Annotated in this window: 16 protein-coding genes and 1 tRNA gene; 13 read left to right on the top strand and 4 right to left on the bottom strand. The window is 39.9% G+C overall.

Features of this window, described 5'->3' with window-relative positions; translation table 11 throughout:
• Positions 1 to 106 precede the first annotated feature (106 nt).
• Complete coding sequence (locus CLW00_RS15525) at positions 107 to 1,063, top strand: Fic family protein (protein WP_106134611.1); 957 nt, start codon at positions 107 to 109, stop codon at positions 1,061 to 1,063.
• A gap of 478 nt (positions 1,064 to 1,541) precedes the next feature.
• Here the strand turns inward: CLW00_RS15525 and gcvP are convergent, their stop codons facing one another.
• A complete protein-coding gene (gene gcvP, locus CLW00_RS15520; RefSeq protein WP_106134610.1) occupies positions 1,542 to 4,433 on the bottom strand; it encodes an aminomethyl-transferring glycine dehydrogenase in 2,892 nt (963 codons plus the stop codon).
• Positions 4,434 to 4,633: 200 nt separating this feature from the next.
• On the opposite strand from gcvP, the gene CLW00_RS15515 reads away from it, so the two are divergent.
• Both CLW00_RS15515 and CLW00_RS15510 read left to right on the top strand, forming a co-directional pair.
• Positions 4,634 to 6,130 carry a M28 family peptidase gene (locus CLW00_RS15515; RefSeq protein WP_106134609.1) on the top strand — a complete coding sequence of 499 codons (1,497 nt, stop codon included), beginning with the start codon at positions 4,634 to 4,636 and terminating at the stop codon, positions 6,128 to 6,130.
• A 279-nt stretch (positions 6,131 to 6,409) separates the two neighbouring features.
• The gene (locus CLW00_RS15510; RefSeq protein ID WP_106134688.1) at positions 6,410 to 6,994 is read left to right on the top strand and encodes a hypothetical protein; all 585 of its coding nucleotides are present in this window, start codon (positions 6,410 to 6,412) and stop codon (positions 6,992 to 6,994) included.
• Positions 6,995 to 7,267: 273 nt separating this feature from the next.
• Here the strand turns inward: CLW00_RS15510 and CLW00_RS15505 are convergent, their stop codons facing one another.
• On the bottom strand, positions 7,268 to 8,632 hold the full coding sequence (locus CLW00_RS15505; RefSeq protein WP_106134608.1) for a DEAD/DEAH box helicase: 1,365 nt from the start codon (positions 8,630 to 8,632) through the stop codon (positions 7,268 to 7,270).
• 132 nt (positions 8,633 to 8,764) lie between these two features.
• On the opposite strand from CLW00_RS15505, the gene CLW00_RS15500 reads away from it, so the two are divergent.
• The 9 genes from CLW00_RS15500 (at position 8,765) to CLW00_RS15460 (ending at position 17,161) form a co-directional block, all read left to right on the top strand.
• Positions 8,765 to 10,111 (top strand): dihydroorotase, encoded by a 1,347-nt coding sequence (locus CLW00_RS15500; RefSeq protein ID WP_106134607.1) that lies wholly within the window; start codon positions 8,765 to 8,767, stop codon positions 10,109 to 10,111.
• A 76-nt stretch (positions 10,112 to 10,187) separates the two neighbouring features.
• Positions 10,188 to 10,263: transfer RNA gene (locus CLW00_RS15495), tRNA-His, on the top strand.
• Between the two features lie 350 nt (positions 10,264 to 10,613).
• Positions 10,614 to 12,530, top strand: a complete 1,917-nt coding sequence (locus tag CLW00_RS15490) for an amylo-alpha-1,6-glucosidase (RefSeq protein WP_106134606.1) — start codon at positions 10,614 to 10,616, stop codon at positions 12,528 to 12,530.
• Positions 12,531 to 12,540: 10 nt separating this feature from the next.
• Positions 12,541 to 13,830, top strand: coding sequence for a glycosyltransferase family 4 protein (locus tag CLW00_RS15485; protein ID WP_106134605.1), 1,290 nt, complete (start codon positions 12,541 to 12,543; stop codon positions 13,828 to 13,830).
• The gene (locus CLW00_RS15480) at positions 13,827 to 15,035 is read left to right on the top strand and encodes a glycoside hydrolase family 57 protein (RefSeq protein ID WP_106134604.1); all 1,209 of its coding nucleotides are present in this window, start codon (positions 13,827 to 13,829) and stop codon (positions 15,033 to 15,035) included. Before CLW00_RS15485 ends, CLW00_RS15480 begins: the two co-directional genes overlap by 4 nt.
• A 91-nt stretch (positions 15,036 to 15,126) precedes the next feature.
• Positions 15,127 to 15,633: a RidA family protein gene (locus CLW00_RS15475; protein WP_106134603.1), complete on the top strand. Its 507-nt coding sequence runs from the start codon at positions 15,127 to 15,129 to the stop codon at positions 15,631 to 15,633.
• Entirely contained in the window at positions 15,633 to 16,076 is a 444-nt protein-coding gene (locus CLW00_RS15470) for a hypothetical protein (protein ID WP_106134602.1), read from the top strand. The genes CLW00_RS15475 and CLW00_RS15470 overlap by 1 nt, the downstream gene beginning before the upstream one ends.
• Entirely contained in the window at positions 16,073 to 16,333 is a 261-nt protein-coding gene (locus CLW00_RS15465) for a hypothetical protein (RefSeq protein WP_106134601.1), read from the top strand. The genes CLW00_RS15470 and CLW00_RS15465 overlap by 4 nt, the downstream gene beginning before the upstream one ends.
• Positions 16,334 to 16,348: 15 nt before the next feature.
• Positions 16,349 to 17,161: a Cof-type HAD-IIB family hydrolase gene (locus tag CLW00_RS15460; RefSeq protein ID WP_106134600.1), complete on the top strand. Its 813-nt coding sequence runs from the start codon at positions 16,349 to 16,351 to the stop codon at positions 17,159 to 17,161.
• An 8-nt stretch (positions 17,162 to 17,169) separates the two neighbouring features.
• On the opposite strand, the gene CLW00_RS15455 is transcribed toward CLW00_RS15460, so the two are convergent.
• Entirely contained in the window at positions 17,170 to 17,850 is a 681-nt protein-coding gene (locus CLW00_RS15455) for a DUF2461 domain-containing protein (RefSeq protein ID WP_106134599.1), read from the bottom strand.
• Positions 17,851 to 18,037: 187 nt separating this feature from the next.
• Between CLW00_RS15455 and CLW00_RS15450 the strand changes: the two genes are divergently transcribed.
• A complete protein-coding gene (locus CLW00_RS15450) occupies positions 18,038 to 18,604 on the top strand; it encodes a hypothetical protein (protein ID WP_106134598.1) in 567 nt (188 codons plus the stop codon).
• Between the two features lie 95 nt (positions 18,605 to 18,699).
• Here the strand turns inward: CLW00_RS15450 and CLW00_RS15445 are convergent, their stop codons facing one another.
• Complete coding sequence (locus CLW00_RS15445) at positions 18,700 to 19,998, bottom strand: UDP-N-acetylmuramoyl-tripeptide--D-alanyl-D-alanine ligase (protein ID WP_106134597.1); 1,299 nt, start codon at positions 19,996 to 19,998, stop codon at positions 18,700 to 18,702.
• Positions 19,999 to 20,024: the final 26 nt, after the last annotated feature.

Here is a 20,024-nt window from a genome sequence, read left to right as displayed (position 1 = left end):
AGAAAATAAGAAAGAACTCTCGTTATCTTTTTATAATTTATTACAGCAAAAAATATCGGATAATTGAGCTACCCGATATTTAATTGAAAAATTGTAACTTCTTGTTGTGAGAAATGAATTTAACATAGGGCAATTGAGCGAGAATAGCTTGCAGCTGGTGCAGTCTGTGCATAAGAAAAAGAAACGGTTGGACGTGTTCCGTCCAATTCCCTATGCGGTTTTAACCAATATTAGAGAAAATTTGAATGTAGAATGGACATACAATTCCAATCATATTGAAGGAAATACACTCACACTGCAAGAAACCCGAATGGTCCTTGAAGATGGTATTACCGTGGGTGGGAAATCTTTGAACGAGCACTTAGAAATCGTAAACCACCAAGAGGCCATTAACTATGTTGATTCTTTAGTTGCTTCAGATTATAAACTCACCGAAAGAGATGTTTTGGGCATTCACGAATTGGTTTTGAATAAAATTCAAAAGGATTTTGCGGGCAGATTCCGTACCTCAGGTGCGCGAATTGGAGGCGCTAATTTCATACCGCCCAATGCCATAAAAGTCCCCGATTTGATTGCCGAGCTGATAGCCTGGGAGAATACTTGTCCTATGGATATTCTCAAAAAAGTTACCTTGTTTCATCATCGGTTTGTTTGGGTTCATCCTTTTTTTGATGGCAATGGCCGCACGGTTCGGTTGCTAATGAATTTACTTTTGATGAAAGAAGGGTTTCCTCCTGCGGTGATATTAGGTGTGGACAGAAAACGCTATTATCAAGCGTTGAATCTAGCCAATAAAGGCAATTTGGATAAGTTGCTGTTTCTTATTACGCAAGCTGTTGATAGATCGCTTACCATTTATTTAAACAGTCTGGAAGATACCACAGGGGATTTTGATGCCATTTCCAATATTGTCAAGGAACCTGAAGTGCCTTTTGGGCAGGAATACATTAGTTTGTTGGCACGCCAAGGAAAAATAGAAGCCTACAAAGAGGGTCGTGTATGGTACACCTCCAAAAAATCGATTGAGAATTACCTGAATGGAAAAAGAGAGAAGAAAGGATGAGTTTTAATTAAAAAAAATAATTTTTATGATTATCCGCAATCATGCCAATAATCAATTAAGCGAGGGTTTATTGGCAAACGGATACTAATAAATATTGGATATTATTGATATTGGTTCGAAATCACAGGTAAATTCTATTATTTAGATTCTACTGGTATGAAAGCGCATAATCATATAATTTTTAAATGGATACATAAAAAAACCAACTGAAAAATCCTCCGATAACAATCCTCAAATTACTTGTAGGGGTAAATAAGGAGTTGTAAAATCCAATTATGAATTGCTTTTTACAATAAAAGGAAGTGATTTATTGGATATCAAAAGTAGCGGAATTGATTTCTCAAATATCCCTTTGTGGAATGAAACATTAAAAAAGCCCTCTGGATACCCAGAAGGCTTTCTTGCGATTTTTTCTTAGAATTCGAGAAACCTTCGGGATCATAAAAACCCCAAAGGTAAATCACTCGCTTTTTTCTACTTATTCTTCTACCTCTGCAAATTCCTCGACAGGGATACAGCTGCACATCAAGTTTCTATCGCCAAAAGCGGAATCGATTCTGCGTACAGTTGGCCAGAATTTATTGGTTTTCACAAATGACAATGGATAGACTGCCTTCTCTCTGCTATAAGGTAAATCCCAATTGTCAGCAAGTGCCAAAGCCGCTGTATGCGGTGCATTTTTGAGCACGTTATTATCTTGATTTGCATTTCCATCCTGGATTTCCTGAATTTCGCTTCTGATGGCAATCATAGCTTCACAGAATCTGTCAAGTTCAGCTACTGTTTCCGATTCAGTTGGCTCTATCATCAGCGTGCCAGCCACAGGGAAAGAAACCGTAGGTGCATGGAATCCATAATCCATCAATCTTTTGGCTATGTCTTCCACTTCAATTCCCACTTCTTTAAATGCCCTGCAATCCAAAATCATTTCATGTGCAGCCCTTCCGTTCGAACCTGTATACAGAATAGGATAGTGCTCTTCCAATCTTGATTTAATATAGTTGGCATTAAGAATGGCGATTTTGGTAGCATTGGTAAGTCCATCTCCGCCCATCATTGCAATGTATGCATAAGAAATCGGAAGGATACTTGCACTGCCAAATGGTGCGGCAGAAATAGCAGAAATAGCTTCGGTTCCGCCTGTTTTTACCAAAGGATTACCAGGTAAGAAAGGTGCCAAATGGCTAGCAACGCATATTGGACCCATGCCAGGACCTCCTCCACCGTGAGGGATACAGAAAGTTTTGTGCAGGTTCAGGTGACAAACATCGGCTCCGATTCTTCCCGGGCTGGTTAATCCAACCTGAGCATTCATATTGGCGCCATCCATATAGACTTGGCCTCCATTGTCATGGATAATTTGACAGATTTCCTGGATAGCTTCCTCAAATACACCATGAGTAGATGGATACGTTACCATCAATGAAGCAAGGTCTTCCTTGTGTTGCTCGGCTTTTGTTCGAAGGTCTTCTACATCGATATTGCCTCTTTCGTCACATTTCACCAATACCACCTTCATACCGGCCATCACCGCAGAAGCAGGATTGGTGCCGTGTGCAGATGTAGGGATCAATGCAATATTTCTATGCGCATCTCCTCTGCTCAAGTGATAAGCCCTGATGACCATCAACCCAGCGTATTCGCCCTGAGCCCCGGAGTTTGGTTGCAAGGAGGTGTCTGCAAAACCAGTGATTTCTGTTAGCCAATTTCTTAAGTCTTGGAACATTTCATAATATCCCGCTGCCTGATCTTGAGGAGCGTATGGGTGTAACTGACCGAATTCAGGCCATGTCACAGGTATCATTTCAGTAGTCGCATTGAGCTTCATTGTACATGATCCCAACGAAATCATCGAGTGTACCAAAGAAAGGTCTTTATTTTCCAATCTTTTGATGTAGCGAAGCATTTCATGCTCAGAGTGGAATTGGTTGAAGACAGGATGCGTAAGGTAATCTGATGTCCTGTCAAGACCTTCGGGTAGGTTCACCTCCAGGCTTTCTACCAAAGCATTCCAATCTACTTGGGCTTTTTTGTTGGTAGATTTTTCAAATACCTCTACTACCGCTTTCACATCTTCGAGTGTCTTCACCTCATCAAATGAAAGGTATATATATTTACCTTCAAATCTGAAGTTCATTTCTGCTGACAGTGCAAAAGCATTGATTTTGGACTGCTGTACATCATCGGCTTTGATTTTGATGGTGTCAAAATAAACCTCGTTTTCCTGTTGGAAGCCTAACGCAGCAAGCGCTTTCGCTGTCAGCTGTGCAAGTCCGTGGGTTCTTGCAGCGATTTCCTTCAAACCCTTTGGTCCGTGATATACTGCGTACATGCCTGCCATTACGGAAAGCAATACTTGTGCAGTACAGATATTGGAAGTTGCTTTTTCTCTTTTAATATGTTGTTCCCTGGTCTGAAGAGCCATTCTGTAGGCTTTATTGCCTTCCCTGTCAACAGAGACGCCTATGATCCTACCTGGAACTTGTCTTTTGAAGGATTCTCTAGTGGCGAAAAATGCAGCATGAGGACCACCATAACCCATAGGAACGCCAAATCTTTGGGAAGTTCCTACTACAACATCCGCTCCCATTTCTCCTGGCGAAGTCAATAATGTCAATGCCAATAAATCAGAAGCAAAGCATGTCAAAACATTATTGTCTTTGGCTGTAGCTACCAACTGTGAGTGGTCTATCACCTCACCGTCTAGGTTTGGGTATTGTAGCATGACGCCAAATATATCCTGATTGGTCAAATCCAAATCAGATAAAGGTCCAATTACCAAATCAATCCCCACCGGAATAGACCGGGTTTTCAATAAATCGATTGTTTGAGGGAATACTTTTTCGTCAACAAAGTAAGTGTTTGCATTTTTTTTATCCCTAGGCTTGGATGCATGAAGCATTGTCATGGCTTCCGCTGCAGCTGTAGCTTCATCCAGCAATGAGGCATTAGCCATTTCCATCCCAGTCAATTCCATCACAGTTGTCTGGAAATTGATCAAAGCTTCCAATCTGCCTTGGGCGATTTCGGCTTGGTAAGGAGTGTAAGCAGTGTACCATCCCGGATTTTCAAGAATATTTCTCAAAATTACTCCAGGTACTATGGTGTCATAATACCCCAGTCCGATAAAGGATTTGAAAATTTTATTTTTTGAGGCTAATTTCTTAAAGTCTTTCAAAAAGACAGCTTCACTTTTCGCTTCTGGGAGGTCCAGATTTTTTTCCAATTGAATAGACTTTGGGATGGTCTGGTCAATCAGAACTTCAAGAGATTCAGCTCCAATTTTGTCCAACATCAGGCTGATTTCTTCTTCAGAAGGTCCGTTATGCCTGTTTTCAAATTTTGTAGTAGGGGAAAGATTAATCTTCATGATTGAAATTGCTATGGGGATTTATTTGGGTTATATCCTCATTGATTTTTGGATGTGCAAATGTATAAATTATTGAATGATAATAATTTTATAACCTGTAGAAATATACCACTGTAACATTCAAATTTATAAACGGTTCAAATTGATTTGGAATAATTTTTTAAGTTTGAATTCTGTTAATAAAACCAAAAATATAATTTATGAGAAAGAGATCTTGGATAGCGGGATTAATGGTCTTGGCATTTGCATGGCAAGTCAATGCGCAGGATGCTGCCGCTGTCAAATATGCTTCAACCATTACGGCTGAAGATTTGGAAGAATACCTGACTTTTTTGGCCTCTGATGAAATGGAGGGGAGAGATACAGGTGAAAAAGGCCAGAAGATGGCAGCCGAGTACTTGGCTAATTTCTACGAGGGACTCGGACTGACAGGTCCTGTTGATGGAAGCTATTTTCAAAAATTCAACCTTTCCTCTGTTTCTTACCCTCAGGTAAGTTTGAATGTAGGAAAACAAAAGTTGGCCAATAATGAAGATTTCATTTTCATTGGAGACGCAGATATGTCAAGGTCGGCAAAAACCGACTTGGTCTTTTTGGGATTGGCCAATGAAGAAAATCTTGCCAAAGTGGATGTGAAAGGGAAGCTAGTAGGCCTTTGGGCTATCGGAGCGAGAGCTCAGACGGTTGTGCCTGAAGTGATGGAAGCTGGTGCTGCCGGAATAGTCATTGTGACTATGGAAGGTCAAGCTAACTTTGACAGGATGGCCAATTGGTACAAATCATTGAGTGGAAGGGGAAGACTGGGTTTTGAGCAGGAAACAAAGCAAGAACCTATTTTCTTGGTAAGCTCTGACATGATGTCCAAGTTATTTGATACGCCTGTTGAGATTTTGAAAGAAGCTGCGAAAAACAATCCGGAATCTATCAAGTCTCAAAAAGTGAACTATCAAGTGAAGAAAAACACCAAGGTAGTCCCAACCGAAAATGTAATGGCCTTCTTGGAAGGAACCGATAAAAAAGAAGAGGTTTTGGTTATTTCTTCTCATTATGACCATACAGGTATAGACAGTCAAGGACGTGTCAACAATGGTGCAGATGACGATGGTTCGGGTACAGTGGCAGTGATGGAAATCGCCCAAGCTTTTGCCAAAGCTGCAGAGGAAGGACATCAGCCCCGAAGAAGTATTCTTTTCTTGAACGTTACCGGTGAGGAAAAAGGATTGCTAGGTTCTGAGTATTATTCTGACCATCCTATTTTCCCATTAGAGAACACGGTGAATAACCTGAATATTGACATGGTGGGAAGGATTGATTATGAGTATCAGGATGCAGAAGATCAAGATTATATTTATGTAATCGGTTCTGAAATGCTTTCTTCTCATCTCAAAATTATTAATGAGTATAACAACATCACCTATACCAATTTGATTTTGGACTATAGGTATGACGCCGAAGATGATCCAAATAGATTTTACTACAGGTCAGATCATTATAATTTCGCGAAACACAATATCCCTGTAATTTTCTTCTTCAATGGCGTACATGATGATTACCATCAGCATACAGATACTGTTGAGAAAATCGAGTTTCCTTTGATGACCAAAAGAACCAAGCTTATTTTCCATACTGCTTGGGACTTGGCCAATAGAGAAGAAAGGACTCCTGTAGATGGTTCAAATACGAGAGGGGAGAGGTAGAGAAAGGATGAAGGATGAGGGAGGAAGGATGCCCTTTGACTTCGCTCAGGGATCGAGGGGAGAAGCGAGAGATTAGATATAAGATACAAGAGAGTGTGACCTTTATGGTTTTCAAAACCTCAAAGGTCTAGAAAAAGATAAATGAGGTAGTAAGAAAGAGATAATAGAGCCGAGAGACGAGATTAAAGAAAAAGACCTGTTGGGAAATTTGCCTGACAGGTCTTTTTTTGATTTGGGATAAAAATGTTAACTTCATCACAACCCAAAACTATAAGAGCTATGAAAAATTATTTTATCTTAATCTGTCTTTTTTGTGTTGCGTATTCAACAGCAGCGCAACAAATCCCATCCAAAGAAATCCAAATCAAAACCGCTCTTTTGGCCGCACCTGATGAATTAAAAGATGGCGCTATGGTTTACGGATACGATGACAAAGGAGAATTTCTGGTTTTGAGAAAAGGCAGCAATGACCTTATTTGTCTGGCGGATGATCCAAATAGTCCAGGTTTTAATGCTTCTTGTTATTACAAGGGTTTGGATGAATTTATGGAAAGAGGGCGACAGTTACGAAAAGAAGGAAAAAATGCCAAGGAAATTTTTGATATCAGAGAAGAGGAAGTAAAGTCCGGTAAACTCAAGATTAAAGATGGAGCCACACTATTTGTGTTGACCGCTGATGATGAAGATTATGATAGAGAAAAAGGAGAGGTCAACAATTCCTATTTGAGGTATGTTGTCTATTTACCTTGGGCTACCGCTGAAAGTACAGGGCTTCCACTCCGTCCTTCTGGACCAGCAATGCCATGGATAATGGATCCTGGCACGCATAGGGCGCATATCATGATCAATCCTCCAAGAGATTGACAATATAAGAAGTGCTAATACTTGGAAAAATAAAAAAGTCCTGCAAATCGTTTTGTAGGACTTTTTTTAGAATACCGATCATTTTTTTTGCACCTAAAAAGTATCTGCTTGATAAGCATTTCAATTTACGGCACCGATTTATTTCAAGACATCATATTCTTTTAAAATACCACATGGATCGCCACTTTTCCACTTGAATTTTAGAAATCTGGAGTATGTCTATGGCGAATTCTTCGTAATATTCTTTGTTTCTCAGTTTCATTCATCCCCAAATCAATCCCCCTTTTTCTTCCACTTGCCCTGAGTTTTCATTTGGTTCCTATTCCTTTTGGCCTTGGAGTTTTTATTCCCTCTTTTTTTCTCTTTGACAAGCGGGTTTGGCTTTGGCCTTGCCTTCTTTTCATGAAATCCACCTTTGAAATCCGGATTCTCTTTGCGTTTTTGATTATCTATCTCCCTGGCATAGGCTTGACTTTCTTCGAAGGGAGTTTTTGCAATGATAACTTCTGCGGGTATCTGAACCTCAGGAACCTGCATTCTGATGATTTCTTCTATTCTGTCAAAGTGGTAGATTTCAGCTGGGTTGATGAAAGAAATGGCAATGCCATCTTTTTCGGCCCTTCCTGTCCTTCCAATTCTGTGAACATAATCTTCATATATAAGCGGAACGTCGAAATTGATCACATGGCTGACCATACTGATGTCCAATCCTCTTGCCGCCACATCTGTAGCGACTAGAATCCTAACCTCACCTGACTTAAAATCTTCCATGGAATTGATCCGGGTATTTTGGCCTTTGTTGGCATGTATGACTCGTATCTCGCCCAGCTTTTTCCTTTCGAGATAGCTGTATACGGATTCGGCATTTTTCCTTGACTTGGTGAAAACAATGATCCTATTTAGGGTTTCCTCTTCAAGAAGGTGTTCCAGGAGATTGATTTTGGTCTTGATATTTGGGACAGAATACTTGATTTGATGAATGGTCTCAGCTGTAGTTGCCTGTGGATCGATTTCTATCCGTTCTGGAAATTCCAAAAACTCCTGAGAGAACTTATCCACTTTGGCACCAAAGGTTGCCGAAAAAAGGAGGTTCTGTCTTTTGGTGGGGATTACTTCTAAAATCGACCTTATCTGTGGCATGAAGCCCATGTCCAGCATTTTATCTGCCTCATCTAATACCATCGTTTTGATTTCTTTGGTGAAGACTTCGCCTTTTTTGTATAGGTCTAAAAAGCGACCTGGGGTAGAAATAATGATATCTACACCTTGCTGGATTTTTTCGATTTGCGTCTTAGGCCCAAGACCACCGTACAAACTCACGAATCTCAAGTCAGTAAACTTTCCAAAGGAAATCACAGCCTCTTCAATCTGCATGACCAATTCCCTTGTCGGAGCCATGATCAGCGCCCGAGGATGCATCCCTTGAGCGTACTTTATTTTCATCAAGATCGGCAATACATACGCAGCTGTTTTTCCTGTACCTGTTTGCGCTATCCCCAAAAGATCATGCCCTGCCAATGCCAATGGGATGGCTTTCTCCTGAATAGGCGTTGGTTTTGTATACCCGGCATCAGCCACAGCTTCCAAAAGTTGTTTGTTCAATTTAAAATTCTCGAAAGTTTGGATAGCTTCGGACATGTTTTGTTATTTTTGAGAAACCCAAAAAAGGAAATCAATGAAACCTAGATGGGTGCAAAAGGATTGTTTGTATAGAACAGCCTGATTTGCAGACTATTTTGAATTACTTAGACCGTTCAAAAAAACAATTTTATGAAGAGTATATTAATTACAGGTGCAAATATAGTAAATGAAGGTAAGATAACCCGTTCTGATATTTTGATCAAAGAGGGAATCATCTTCAATGTGGGCAAAGACCTCAGCGAATTTGAAGCTGATATGACCATCGATGCGAGTGGAAAGCATATTTTTCCTGGTGTCATCGATGATCAGGTGCATTTTCGTGAGCCAGGTCTCACGCACAAGGCCGACATTTATACAGAAAGTAAGGCAGCGGTTGCTGGAGGTGTCACCTCATATATGGAAATGCCAAATACGGATCCGCAGTCTGTTACCATAGAGCTATTGGAAGAGAAATATAAAATAGCTTCTGAAAAATCACTGGCCAACTATTCCTTCTTTTTTGGGGCTACCAATGACAACCTGGAAGAAATTCTAAAAGTTGATCCAGAGAATGTCTGCGGGATAAAGGTGTTTCAAGGTTCTTCGACTGGCAATATGTTGGTTGACAATCAAGAGAGTCTGGAGAGAATATTCCGTGAATGTAAGCTTTTGATAGCTACACACAGCGAAAATGATAATATCATCAAAGAGAATCTTGCCAAATACAAGGAAAAGTATGGTGATGATATTCCGATGAAATACCACCCACTCATTAGATCTGAGGAGGCCTGTTACGACGCTTCCAAAAAAGTAGTGGATATGGCGAGAAAATATGGTACCAAGCTTCATGTTCTCCATATCAGCACAGGAAAAGAGGTCAAGTTGTTTGATGATAGGCTTCCTTTGGAGGAAAAAAGGATAACAGCAGAGGCCTGCATACATCACCTTTGGTTTTCGGAGGAAGATTATGAAGAAAAGGGCACATTGATCAAATGGAATCCTGCTGTCAAGACAGCTCAGGATAGAGATGAGATTTTGGAAGGAGTCCTCAATGGAAACATAGATGTGATAGCCACCGACCATGCCCCCCATACACTGGGAGAAAAAAATAATCCTTACACTTCAGCACCTTCGGGCGGTCCACTGATTCAGCACAGTCTGGTAGCGATGTTGGACCTCTACCATCAAGGTAAGATCAGGTTAGATCAGATTGCTGAGAAAATGTGCCATAATCCTTCTATTTTGTTTGAAATAGAGAAAAGAGGCTATATCAGACCAGGCTATCATGCAGACTTGGCCATAGTGGACCTGAATGATCCATGGACAGTAGATAAAGATAATATTTTGGCTAAATGTGCATGGTCTCCTTTTGAAGGGCATGAATTTAAGTCAAAAGTAACGCACACGATCGTTTCTGGACATTTAGCTTATGAAAATGGTACATTCAATGAGGAGAAAAAAGGAGCACGATTAAAATTTTCTAGAAAAATACAGTAGATAATGTTGCGAAGTAAAAAGCGTAATATTACATTTGCACTCCATTCAGATAACGATGTGAGTGGGAATTTAAAATGGTGATTGTAGCTCAGCTGGTTAGAGCGCTGGTTTGTGGATCCAGAGGTCGCCGGTTCGAACCCGGTCTTTCACCCAAAACCCCTCCCAAAAGAGGGGTTTCTTATTTTATATTGTTTTTGATGAACCCAAATGGCATAAATTTTGTCTAATTCAAATAAAAACTAAGAGGTATGTTTACATTATTTAAACCTTCGCCGAGGTTTCCTCAAATCAAAAGAATAGATTTAAAATCGGTTCATTTATATTTGAGCAAGTTCGAAGAGTCTATCAAGAACTTCGAGGAAATTCAAAAAGAGAGAATCACTTCTCATTAAGTGAAAAAACCAAAGGTTATAGAAATATAACCTTTATTTTTATCTACTAATATTTTTCTTTCGGGCTCAAAAGGGTATTTTTATGCAAATCTAAATAACTTTTAACCTCTATGAGTTATATCCATTTTGACAAAACCCAATTAATCAATCTCAATTACTCTTTGGATAGAGAAATTATTCGTACCAACCGTGGCGGCTGTTATACCAGTACTACTATTATTGGTTGTAATACCAGGAAGTACCATGGGCTTTTGGTAGCGCCTCAGCCACAGATTGATGAGCAGTTGCATGTCATGCTCAGCACTGTTCACGAAACAGTGATTCAGAGGGGGGCGAGTTTTAATCTTGGGATTACCAAATATCCAGGCAACTACTCACCACGAGGGCATAAATACTTGGAAGATTTTGACTCCGAGCCTATACCCAAACTGACTTACAGAGTAGGAGGTGTATTGCTACAAAAAGAGTTGATATTGGACACCAACAGGGATCGTTTGATGATAAGATACACCCTTTTGGAAGCCCATTCACCAACAAAAATACGCATAAGTCCCTTTTTGGCTTTTCGGGGGTATCATAACTTGTCCAAAGCCAATGACAGGGTGAACAGAGAATTTGAAAAAATTCCAAATGGGGGGAAGTTTCAGCTTTACCAAGAATATAACCCACTCTATTTGCAGCTTTCTAAGAAAAATAAGTTTACCGCCACGCCTGATTGGTATCACAATATTGAATATATCATGGAGCGTGAGAGAGGTTATGAATATCAAGAAGACCTTTTTGTTCCTGGATTTTTCGAATTTGATATAGAAAAAGGTGAATCCGTCATATTCTCTGCAGGTTTAGTAGAGGCCGATCCTAGTACCAGGCAAAAGGCATTTGAAAAAGAAATAGCCAGAAGAATCCCAAGGAATAATTTTGAGAATTGCTTAAAAAATTCGGCGGGTCAGTTTATCCAAAAGAGAGATGGGAAGACCCATGTGATTGCAGGCTACCCGTGGTTTGGGTGGTGGGGAAGAGATACTTTTGTGGCAACACCAGGATTGACATTACCTCAAGGCAATAAAGAGACCTTTTTGGAGATCATGGACACTATGGTCGCCGATTTACATGGCCCACTTTTTCCAAATGTAGGAAGTGGTGTAATGAGAAACTTGGCATCTATGGACGCGCCACTTTGGTTTTTTTGGTCCCTTCAGCAATACATTGCCTTTACCTCGGATACCAATACCATTAAGAAAAAATACCTCGGCAAAATGAAAGGTATCATCGAGGGCTATATGAAAGGTACCGATTATAACATCCATATGTTAGATAGTGGTTTGCTCTACGGTGGTGAAGAAGGTATAGCTTTGACTTGGATGGATGCAGTGAATTCCGATGGTCCAGTCACACCAAGAATAGGCTGCCCTGTTGAAATTAATGCCTTATGGTACAATGCGCTCTGTTTTTATGCAGAATTGACAGACGATGAAGAAATAAAAGCCCTTACTCAAAAAGTCAAAACCTCCTTTGTAGAATTTTTCTGGGATGAAGAAAAAGGGTATTTGGCAGATTATGTGGATGGATTCTACAAGGACTGGGCTATTCGACCAAATATGATTTTTGCGACCTCATTGCCTTATTCACCTTTGGAAGAATACCAAATGGAATCTATATTAGAAAAGGTCAAATCCAAATTATTGACAAGTAGAGGTCTAAGGTCCCTTGCCCCAGATGACCCTGGATACAAGGGTTACTATCAAGGAAATCAATACTTCAGGGACATCGCTTACCATAATGGCACTGTGTGGGTATGGCTTTTAGGACATTTTGTGGAGGGGTATCTTAAGCTGCATGGCAAGTCAGGGAAGCATTTTGTCAACAAAATCATTAAGGAATTTGATGGAGTAATGACACAATACGGTGTAGGTACCGTGGCCGAAATCTATGATGGAGATGCTCCTCATCGTCCTAAAGGAGCGATATCTCAAGCATGGAGCATCGGTGAATTGCTAAGAATGATGCATTTAATTAATAAAGTTTAAATTAATTTTTATGAAGGTTTTAATGTTTGGCTGGGAATTTCCCCCACATATTTCTGGAGGTTTGGGTACAGCCTGTTATGGACTGATCAAAGGACTTAACGTGCACAATCAGGAAGTGATTTTTGTAGTGCCGAAACTTTACGGTGATGAAGAGCCTTTGGCTGATTTTGTCAATGCCAGTGATGTGGAGGTTGATTACAGGGAAAAGAAATTCCAAGACACATGGGCTAACCTTACATACCTTGAAATCAATAGCTACTTGGTTCCTTACTTGGGCCAGGAAGAATTTGAAAAATATACAGATTATACCCTACATCATAGGTCAGACATAGAAGAGACCGTTTTTTCCAATAAATTTGAATTTTCAGGAAAGTATGGCAAAAACCTCATGGAAGAGGTTGCCCGCTATGCCTTGGTGGCCACACAGATAGCAAAAGTCAAAGACCATGACCTGATTCATGCACATGATTGGCTGGCATATCCTGCCGCTATAGCTGCCAAAGAAATAAGCGGTAAGCCTTTTATTGCACATATCCATGCTACCCAGTTTGACAGGGCAGGACAGGGCGGTGCTTCTGGACCTGTATATGAAATTGAAAAAGCAGGTTTGAGAGCTGCAGATCATATTCTTGCAGTAAGCCATTTGACCAAAAAAGTGGTGGTAGAAAAGTATGGTGTCAATCCTGATAAAGTTAGTGTACTCCACAATGCAGTCTTGGATGCAAGTATTATCAAATCAGAGATCCAAAAGCATGTTCCAGAAAAAATTGTCACTTTTTTAGGTAGAATCACTTATCAGAAAGGTCCGGAATATTTCGTTGAAGCTGCCAAAAAAGTTATCCAAAGAGACCCGAATGTAAGGTTCGTGATGGCAGGAAATGGAGACCTGTTGAACAAAATGGTAGAACGTGTCGCAGAATTGGGGATGGGGACCAAGTTTCACTTCACTGGATTCCTCAAGGGGAAAGATGTGGATGATATGTATGCCATCTCGGATGTGTACGTCATGCCTTCCGTATCCGAACCATTTGGTATCGCACCACTCGAAGCAGTAAGACACAACACTCCGGTAATCATTTCAAAGCAATCTGGTGTAGCAGAGGTCTTGAGAAATGCCATTAAGATAGATTTTTGGGATGTCGACGCCATGGCAGACGCTATTTTTGGATTGCTTCATTATCCTAGTATTGCTAAGATGTTTAAAGAGTTGGGAAGTGAGGAATTGAAAAATTTGAAATGGGAGCATGTAGCTGCCAAACTAGTAACCGTATACGAAAAACTACATAATCAAAAGCCATGAGAACCATTTGTTTTTATTTTCAGGTACATCAGCCACTAAGAATCAAACCTTATCGTTTTTTTGATATTGGGGATGATCATTATTATTGGGATGATTATAGCAATAAGAGTATCATCAGAAAGGTGGCACAAAAATGCTACCTGCCAATGAATGCATTGCTCTTGGATATGATTAACCATTACAATGGCAAGTTTAAGGTGAGCTTTTCCATTTCGGGAGTATGTTTGGATCAGTTTGAATCCTATGCGCCTGACGTCTTGGAAAGTTTTCAAAAGCTTGTTGCCACGGGTCATGTGGAATTATTGAACGAAACTGATGCTCACTCTCTCAGTGCACTGGCAAGCAAAACTGAGTTCAATAGGATGGTCAATGCCCACAAAGAAAAAATCAAAAGGCTTTTCAATGGCTATGAACCGAAGGTTTTTCGAAATACAGAACTGATCTATTCAGACAAAATCGGTGAAATGGTCGCTGATATGGGCTTTGAAGGCATGCTTACTGAAGGGGCCAAACATATCCTAGGTTGGAAAAGCCCTAATTTCGTATACGAAAACAACATCAACCCGAACTTGAAAATTCTTTTGAAAAATTTTCAGTTGAGTGATGACATAGCCTTTAGATTTAGCAACAAATCTTGGTCAGATTATCCACTGACTACTGAGAAGTTTGGTAAATGGCTGAATGCCGTACCTAAAGAACAGGAGACTGTAAACCTGTTTATGGATTATGAAACTTTTGGTGAGCATCAGTGGGTAGAGACCGGCATATTTGAATTTATGAAAGCTTTGCCAAATATGGTCTTTTCGCAAACTGATTTTACATTCAGTACGCCTTATGAAGTGGTGAAAGGTGGTAAACCAATAGCCAAAATAAACGTCCCTGTGCCGATTTCATGGGCAGACGAAGAAAGAGATTTGACGGCTTGGCTGGGGAATGACCTGCAGAATGAAGCATTTGCCAAACTATATGAGTTGGAGGACAAGGTTAAAAAAATAGATGATCCTGAAATCCAAAGAGACTGGTCCTACCTGCAAACTTCCGATCATTTCTATTATATGTGTACCAAATTCTTCTCAGATGGTGCCGTCCATTCATACTTTAGCCATTATGATACACCTTACGATGCGTTTATCAATTATATGAACGTCTTAAGTGATTTCATTCTCAGGGTGGAAAGTAAAGTGAAAGAAATGCAGGCTACTTAATCGTGCACAATTAATAATGACATTAGATTGAAATAGAAAGAGGGGCTTGTAAGTATTTGCAAGCCCTTTTCAAATCCAAAAACCAATACTTATGAAATATTTACCAATAAGCTTCCTTTTAATTTTCTCCTTAATCACTTCCTGCGCGCAAAACAACGATGCGTCAATTGAAGAGGAAGAAAAAGAAATCCTAAGGTATGACAGAGCAGATGCTAGTATTTTGAAAGGTGTGTATATCCCTAAAGGGAAAGAGATTTTTTATACATCAGGATTGGTGGCACCTGTTAAAGATCCTGATGCTGAAGTTGGCACCTACGGTAGATTTGGCGATACTTACGAACAAAGTATTGGTATTTTGGAGAGAATCAAGGAAACTTTGGATGAGGGAGGATTTGCTATTGAAGATGTTTTTTTTCTGAGGGTTTATCTAGCCCCAGACAAGGATGGTAAAATAGACTGGGATGCTTGGTTCAAAGCTTATGGTGAGTATTTCAACAATGATGAAAACCCAAACAAAGTAGCAAGGTCAACTATTGCCGTTTATGCCTTGGCAAATCCTGAATTGCTCATAGAAGTTGAAGCTGTAGCCGCCAAATAATGAAAAATTCCCTACCCTTACTGGTAATCTTGTTTGTGATCAGTTCATGTTCCTGTGAACCGGAGAATCTTATCAAAGGAGCTATGTGGGGATTTAGTAAAATGGTAGGTGAAGGGTATTTTCCCTCTGAAGAAATCCTTGAATTTGGGGAATTTGAACGGGTTGAGGTCAATATGAACAGGAGTAATGTGGATGGAGAGAACCATAGTTTTGTGCAACTACGATTTTACAATGGAAAAAACCCTGCCTTACAATACAATCAGGAAAATATAGCGCTTCGCTGTGCCGAACTGTATGCTCAAGAATACAGCAAAATAAAAAAATATAAAGAAATCCAGATCGTATTCATTCAGTCAGATCCTATCAACCCGGACAACTTTGCCATGAATGAATACAGTTTTAATGTTCAAGATTTGTTAAACACTAAAAACCCAACGCTATGAATTTTGACCAAAGTTTCAAGCATCCACCAGTGAATACAGGAGACTGGTTAATCACCATTTTGATTACCAATATACCTGTTGTGGGATTCATCATGTTGATTGTATGGGCTTTTGACAAGGAAGGTAACCCGAGTAAGGCCAACTGGGCAAAAGCAAAATTGATATGGTATTTGATTGGTTTTGGCTTAGTAATTCTAGTTTTGATGATGGTAGGTTTTGGAGCAATTACCGGTGTTTTTGAAAATTTTACTCTTTAAAATTTAGAAAAGTTAATGCAGATTAAAGCCATTTGTACTGATATAGACGGTACATTACTCAATGGGGACAGGGTATTGTCTCAAAGATTACTTCAAGCAATTGCCAAATTACCAAAGGATTTCCCAATCATTCTTGCCTCTTCCAGGATGCCAGATGCCATGAGACATCTGCAACATGATATGGGGCGTATAGGGGAACCTTTGATTTGCTACAATGGCGGTTTCGTTATTCACGATGAGCAAAAGCAAATCCTTGATGATGTTTCTATTCCCTTGGACTATTGTGAGGCCTTGGTGAAAATAGCAAAAGGGACTCAAGTTCATGTGAGCTTATATCAAGGAGAAGACTGGTTTGAACCCTTGTATGATTCTTGGGCAGAGCGTGAGGCAAAAAACACCAGAGTAAAGCCTACAATTCAGCCTTCAGATCTAGTCCTTTCTATGTGGAAATCTGGGGAAAAAGGAGCGCACAAAGTCATGTGTATGGGTCCTCCCGAGGAAATTGAATTTTTCTTTCGTAATGCTGAGCAACAAATGGGGACGGACTTGCATCTCTACAGGTCAAAGGATACCTACATTGAAATTGCACCTAAATCTATTTCCAAAGCTTCGGCATTAGCTCTTTTGTTAGAAAAAAAGTATGGCTTTGGAATGGAATCGGTGATGGCTTTTGGAGATAATTATAATGACATAGAAATGCTTGAAGCCGTGGGCATGGGTGTAGCTGTAGGTAATGCCAGAGAAGAAGTCAAAGCTATTGCAGACCGTCTCACCTTGAGCAATAAAGAAGATGGTGTTGCGGTGATAATTGAAGAGGTTTTGCTTTAATAGAGATATTACAACAATCCTTCTCCACTTTCAGCTTCATCAGAGGCTTTGTGAAGGAAGTCGTGGAAAGGTTTCATCACCCTAAAGGCGTCAATAGTTTTGGTCTTAAAGTTACCTGAAGAAATGTCTTTGTCTTCCAACGGAGTAGAGACGATAAAACTCTTATATCTCAGCAAATCGATATATGGATGTGCGGAATCATAATCTCTGGGACTCGTTTTGAGTTGTTCACCTTCTAGACTTGAAAAGTGTTGCTTAAAAGTTTTTTCATTCAGGATATTCAATAATTCCTCACCCGAATAATCGATTTCCTGACGGATATTTTTCAGGACATCAGCGGGTGGCATCCAGATACCTCCAGCGATAAAACTCCCTCCGGGCTGAATATGCAGGTAATACCCAGGGCCGTTTGATTTTTTACCCCCAACTGAAAAATAAGCTGCCAAATTAGTCTTGTAGGGATCTTTATTAGCCGAAAATCGGACATCCCTGTTTTGGCGAAACACACAATCCTTGGGCTTGAAGGCGCTGAGTGCTGGTTCCCAAGTGCTGATACCTGCCAAAAGCTCAGCTACATCATCAATAAACTCAGCCCTAACTTCCTGGTACCAGTCTCTGTTGGCATCCATCCAGTCTTTGTGGTTGTTTTCTGCCAGGTGGGATAAAAATGAAAGGTAATTTTTGCTCATACCTCTAATAATTGAACTTGTATCTTATTTGTTCATTTTGGAGCAAAATAATTACAAACTTGAATATACTTGTCATTTCTTTTTATAGATCCATATCATCAACTTTGAACTAATTTATTTTTCGATTAATGATATATTATAAACTAATCTCATATTTTTGCTGAAATTTTTATTATAAAACAACAAAATGAAATATACCGCCATCATAATTTTATTTATAGTGCTTTCCGCTATAACTTTTGAATCTGAGGCACAAACAGTTGATTTATGGAAGCTTAACCTCATTACTCCAAGTCTAGAATTTGAAAAAAGCCTAAGTCCTAAGATTACTCTAGCCCAAAAGGCAGGCATTACTTATTCCGGGAGCCATCCACCATTGACAGAACCTTCTATTTCCACAGGATTGCTCCTTCAATTAGCGCCTTTTTATGATATACAGGCCAGGAGGTATTATAATTTTGAAAAAAGGAAGGCAAAGGGGAAATCTATTGAAAACAACAATGGAAATTACCTGACCCTGAGAGCCCAATATGTAGGGCCTGAAATCACTGCCAGTTTTGTAAGGTATTCACCTCATACTTTTAAAATCGGTCCCCATTGGGGCCTGCAAAGAAATGAGGGGGTAATTCAATATTACTTCAATATCGGTCCTGCCTATATTTTTGATGATATTGGGAATTCAGCTATTTGGCCCATAGAATTTGAGTTTAGACTTGGTTGGCTTTTGAAAAAGAAAAACAGGGGAACTTTATAATAAATTGGGTAAAACCCCAGATTAAAAAACCTGACTAGAATCGCTTTATTTTAATTATAAAGCGACCTTGTCAGGTTTTTATTTGAATATTATCCTTAAATAAAATCCACCAAACCCTCCAACTTCATTCCTCTACTTCCTTTGATCAGGATCAGGTGGTCCTCAAATCGAGAGTCCTGAAGCCAATTGCGGAAGGAAAATGGATCAGGAAAATACAATGCTCTCATGGGAGCCGATTCCAAAGCGGCCTGCACATATTTTCCGGTAAAGCATATCTTATCAAAGTTGTATTGAGATACTATTTCACCAAGCTTTTTATGTTCCTCGACGGTGCTCTCTCCCAATTCATACATGTCTCCCAAAATAACCATTTTGTGTTTTTTGCCTGTCATTTTTCCAAAAGTATCAATGGCTACTTCCATACTGGATGGGTTGGCATTGTAAGCATCCAAAATGATCAGGTTACTGCGTTTTTCTACCAATTGAGAGCGCATATTGGAAGGATTGTAGGACTTTACTGCACTTACTGCTTTGTCCATAGCCACATCAAAATATTTGCCTATGCAGAGGGCATTGGCAATGTTTCCAAAATTATAAGCTCCTATTAGTTGTGATCTGTGTACTTCTTCAGCTCCTTCCACTTTAAATTCTACAAAGGGGTTAGCCCCCTTAAAAATCACCTCACAGAAGTCGCCTTTGGCAGGATAAAGGACAGGATTTTCAAAACGCTTGGCCATATTGGAAAGTATGGGGTCTTGGGAATTGATGAATACAGTTCCTTTGTTTTCCCTGAGATGCTGGAAAAGTTCTGTCTTGGTCTTCAATACACCTTCAGGACCTCCCATTCCTTCCAGGTGTGCCTTCCCGATATTGGTGATAAAACCATGGGTAGGCTCAGCAATGTCACAGAGTTCTTTGATGTCACCTTGCTTGTTGGCTCCCATTTCGATAATGGCCATGTCGGTATCATCAGGAATAGCCAGCAGTGTCAAAGGAACTCCGATGTGGTTGTTGAGATTACCCACTGTGGCGGAGGTCTTATATTTTTGTTTCAAAATGGCGTGCAGCAATTCTTTGGATGTAGTTTTTCCATTGCTGCCAGTCAGGCCAATTATAGGGATAGAAAGCTGCTTTCTTCTGTAATTGGCTAATTTTTGCAGAGTAGACAGCACATCTTCTACCAAAAAATACCGGTCATCTCCAGTGATGGCGTGTTCCTCTTCGTCCACAACGGCAAGCATGGCGCCTGTTTCCAAAGCCTTTGTTGCAAATGCATTGGCATTGAAGTTAGGACCTTTAAGCGCAAAAAATATATTGCCTTCTTTGATATTTCTGGTATCAGTACTTACTCCGGTGGAGCTTTGATAAAGCTTGTATAATTTCTCTATTTCCATGGTCTCAATTAATTCTCTAAAATTAG

It is taken from the genome of Mongoliibacter ruber, from assembly GCF_003003005.1.
GTDB classification, from domain to species: Bacteria; Bacteroidota; Bacteroidia; order Cytophagales; family Cyclobacteriaceae; genus Mongoliibacter; species Mongoliibacter ruber.
The sequence above is the reverse complement of the archived record's forward strand: the minus strand, read 5'-3'. Positions and strand labels throughout refer to the sequence as shown.

Bases quoted from the DNA above. Each gene is read 5' to 3' on its own strand.
- CLW00_RS15445 (WP_106134597.1), bottom strand. From the start codon at position 19,998: ATGGAAATAGAGAAATTATACAAGCTTTATCAAAGCTCCACCGGAGTA.
- CLW00_RS15480 (WP_106134604.1), top strand. From the start codon at position 13,827: ATGAGAACCATTTGTTTTTATTTTCAGGTACATCAGCCACTAAGAATC.
- CLW00_RS15465 (WP_106134601.1), top strand. From the start codon at position 16,073: ATGAATTTTGACCAAAGTTTCAAGCATCCACCAGTGAATACAGGAGAC.
- CLW00_RS15455 (WP_106134599.1), bottom strand. From the start codon at position 17,850: ATGAGCAAAAATTACCTTTCATTTTTATCCCACCTGGCAGAAAACAAC.
- CLW00_RS15510 (WP_106134688.1), top strand. From the start codon at position 6,410: ATGAAAAATTATTTTATCTTAATCTGTCTTTTTTGTGTTGCGTATTCA.
- CLW00_RS15450 (WP_106134598.1), top strand. From the start codon at position 18,038: ATGAAATATACCGCCATCATAATTTTATTTATAGTGCTTTCCGCTATA.
- CLW00_RS15515 (WP_106134609.1), top strand. From the start codon at position 4,634: ATGAGAAAGAGATCTTGGATAGCGGGATTAATGGTCTTGGCATTTGCA.
- CLW00_RS15505 (WP_106134608.1), bottom strand. From the start codon at position 8,632: ATGTCCGAAGCTATCCAAACTTTCGAGAATTTTAAATTGAACAAACAA.
- CLW00_RS15460 (WP_106134600.1), top strand. From the start codon at position 16,349: ATGCAGATTAAAGCCATTTGTACTGATATAGACGGTACATTACTCAAT.
- CLW00_RS15490 (WP_106134606.1), top strand. From the start codon at position 10,614: ATGAGTTATATCCATTTTGACAAAACCCAATTAATCAATCTCAATTAC.
- CLW00_RS15485 (WP_106134605.1), top strand. From the start codon at position 12,541: ATGAAGGTTTTAATGTTTGGCTGGGAATTTCCCCCACATATTTCTGGA.
- gcvP (WP_106134610.1), bottom strand. From the start codon at position 4,433: ATGAAGATTAATCTTTCCCCTACTACAAAATTTGAAAACAGGCATAAC.
- CLW00_RS15470 (WP_106134602.1), top strand. From the start codon at position 15,633: ATGAAAAATTCCCTACCCTTACTGGTAATCTTGTTTGTGATCAGTTCA.
- CLW00_RS15475 (WP_106134603.1), top strand. From the start codon at position 15,127: ATGAAATATTTACCAATAAGCTTCCTTTTAATTTTCTCCTTAATCACT.
- CLW00_RS15500 (WP_106134607.1), top strand. From the start codon at position 8,765: ATGAAGAGTATATTAATTACAGGTGCAAATATAGTAAATGAAGGTAAG.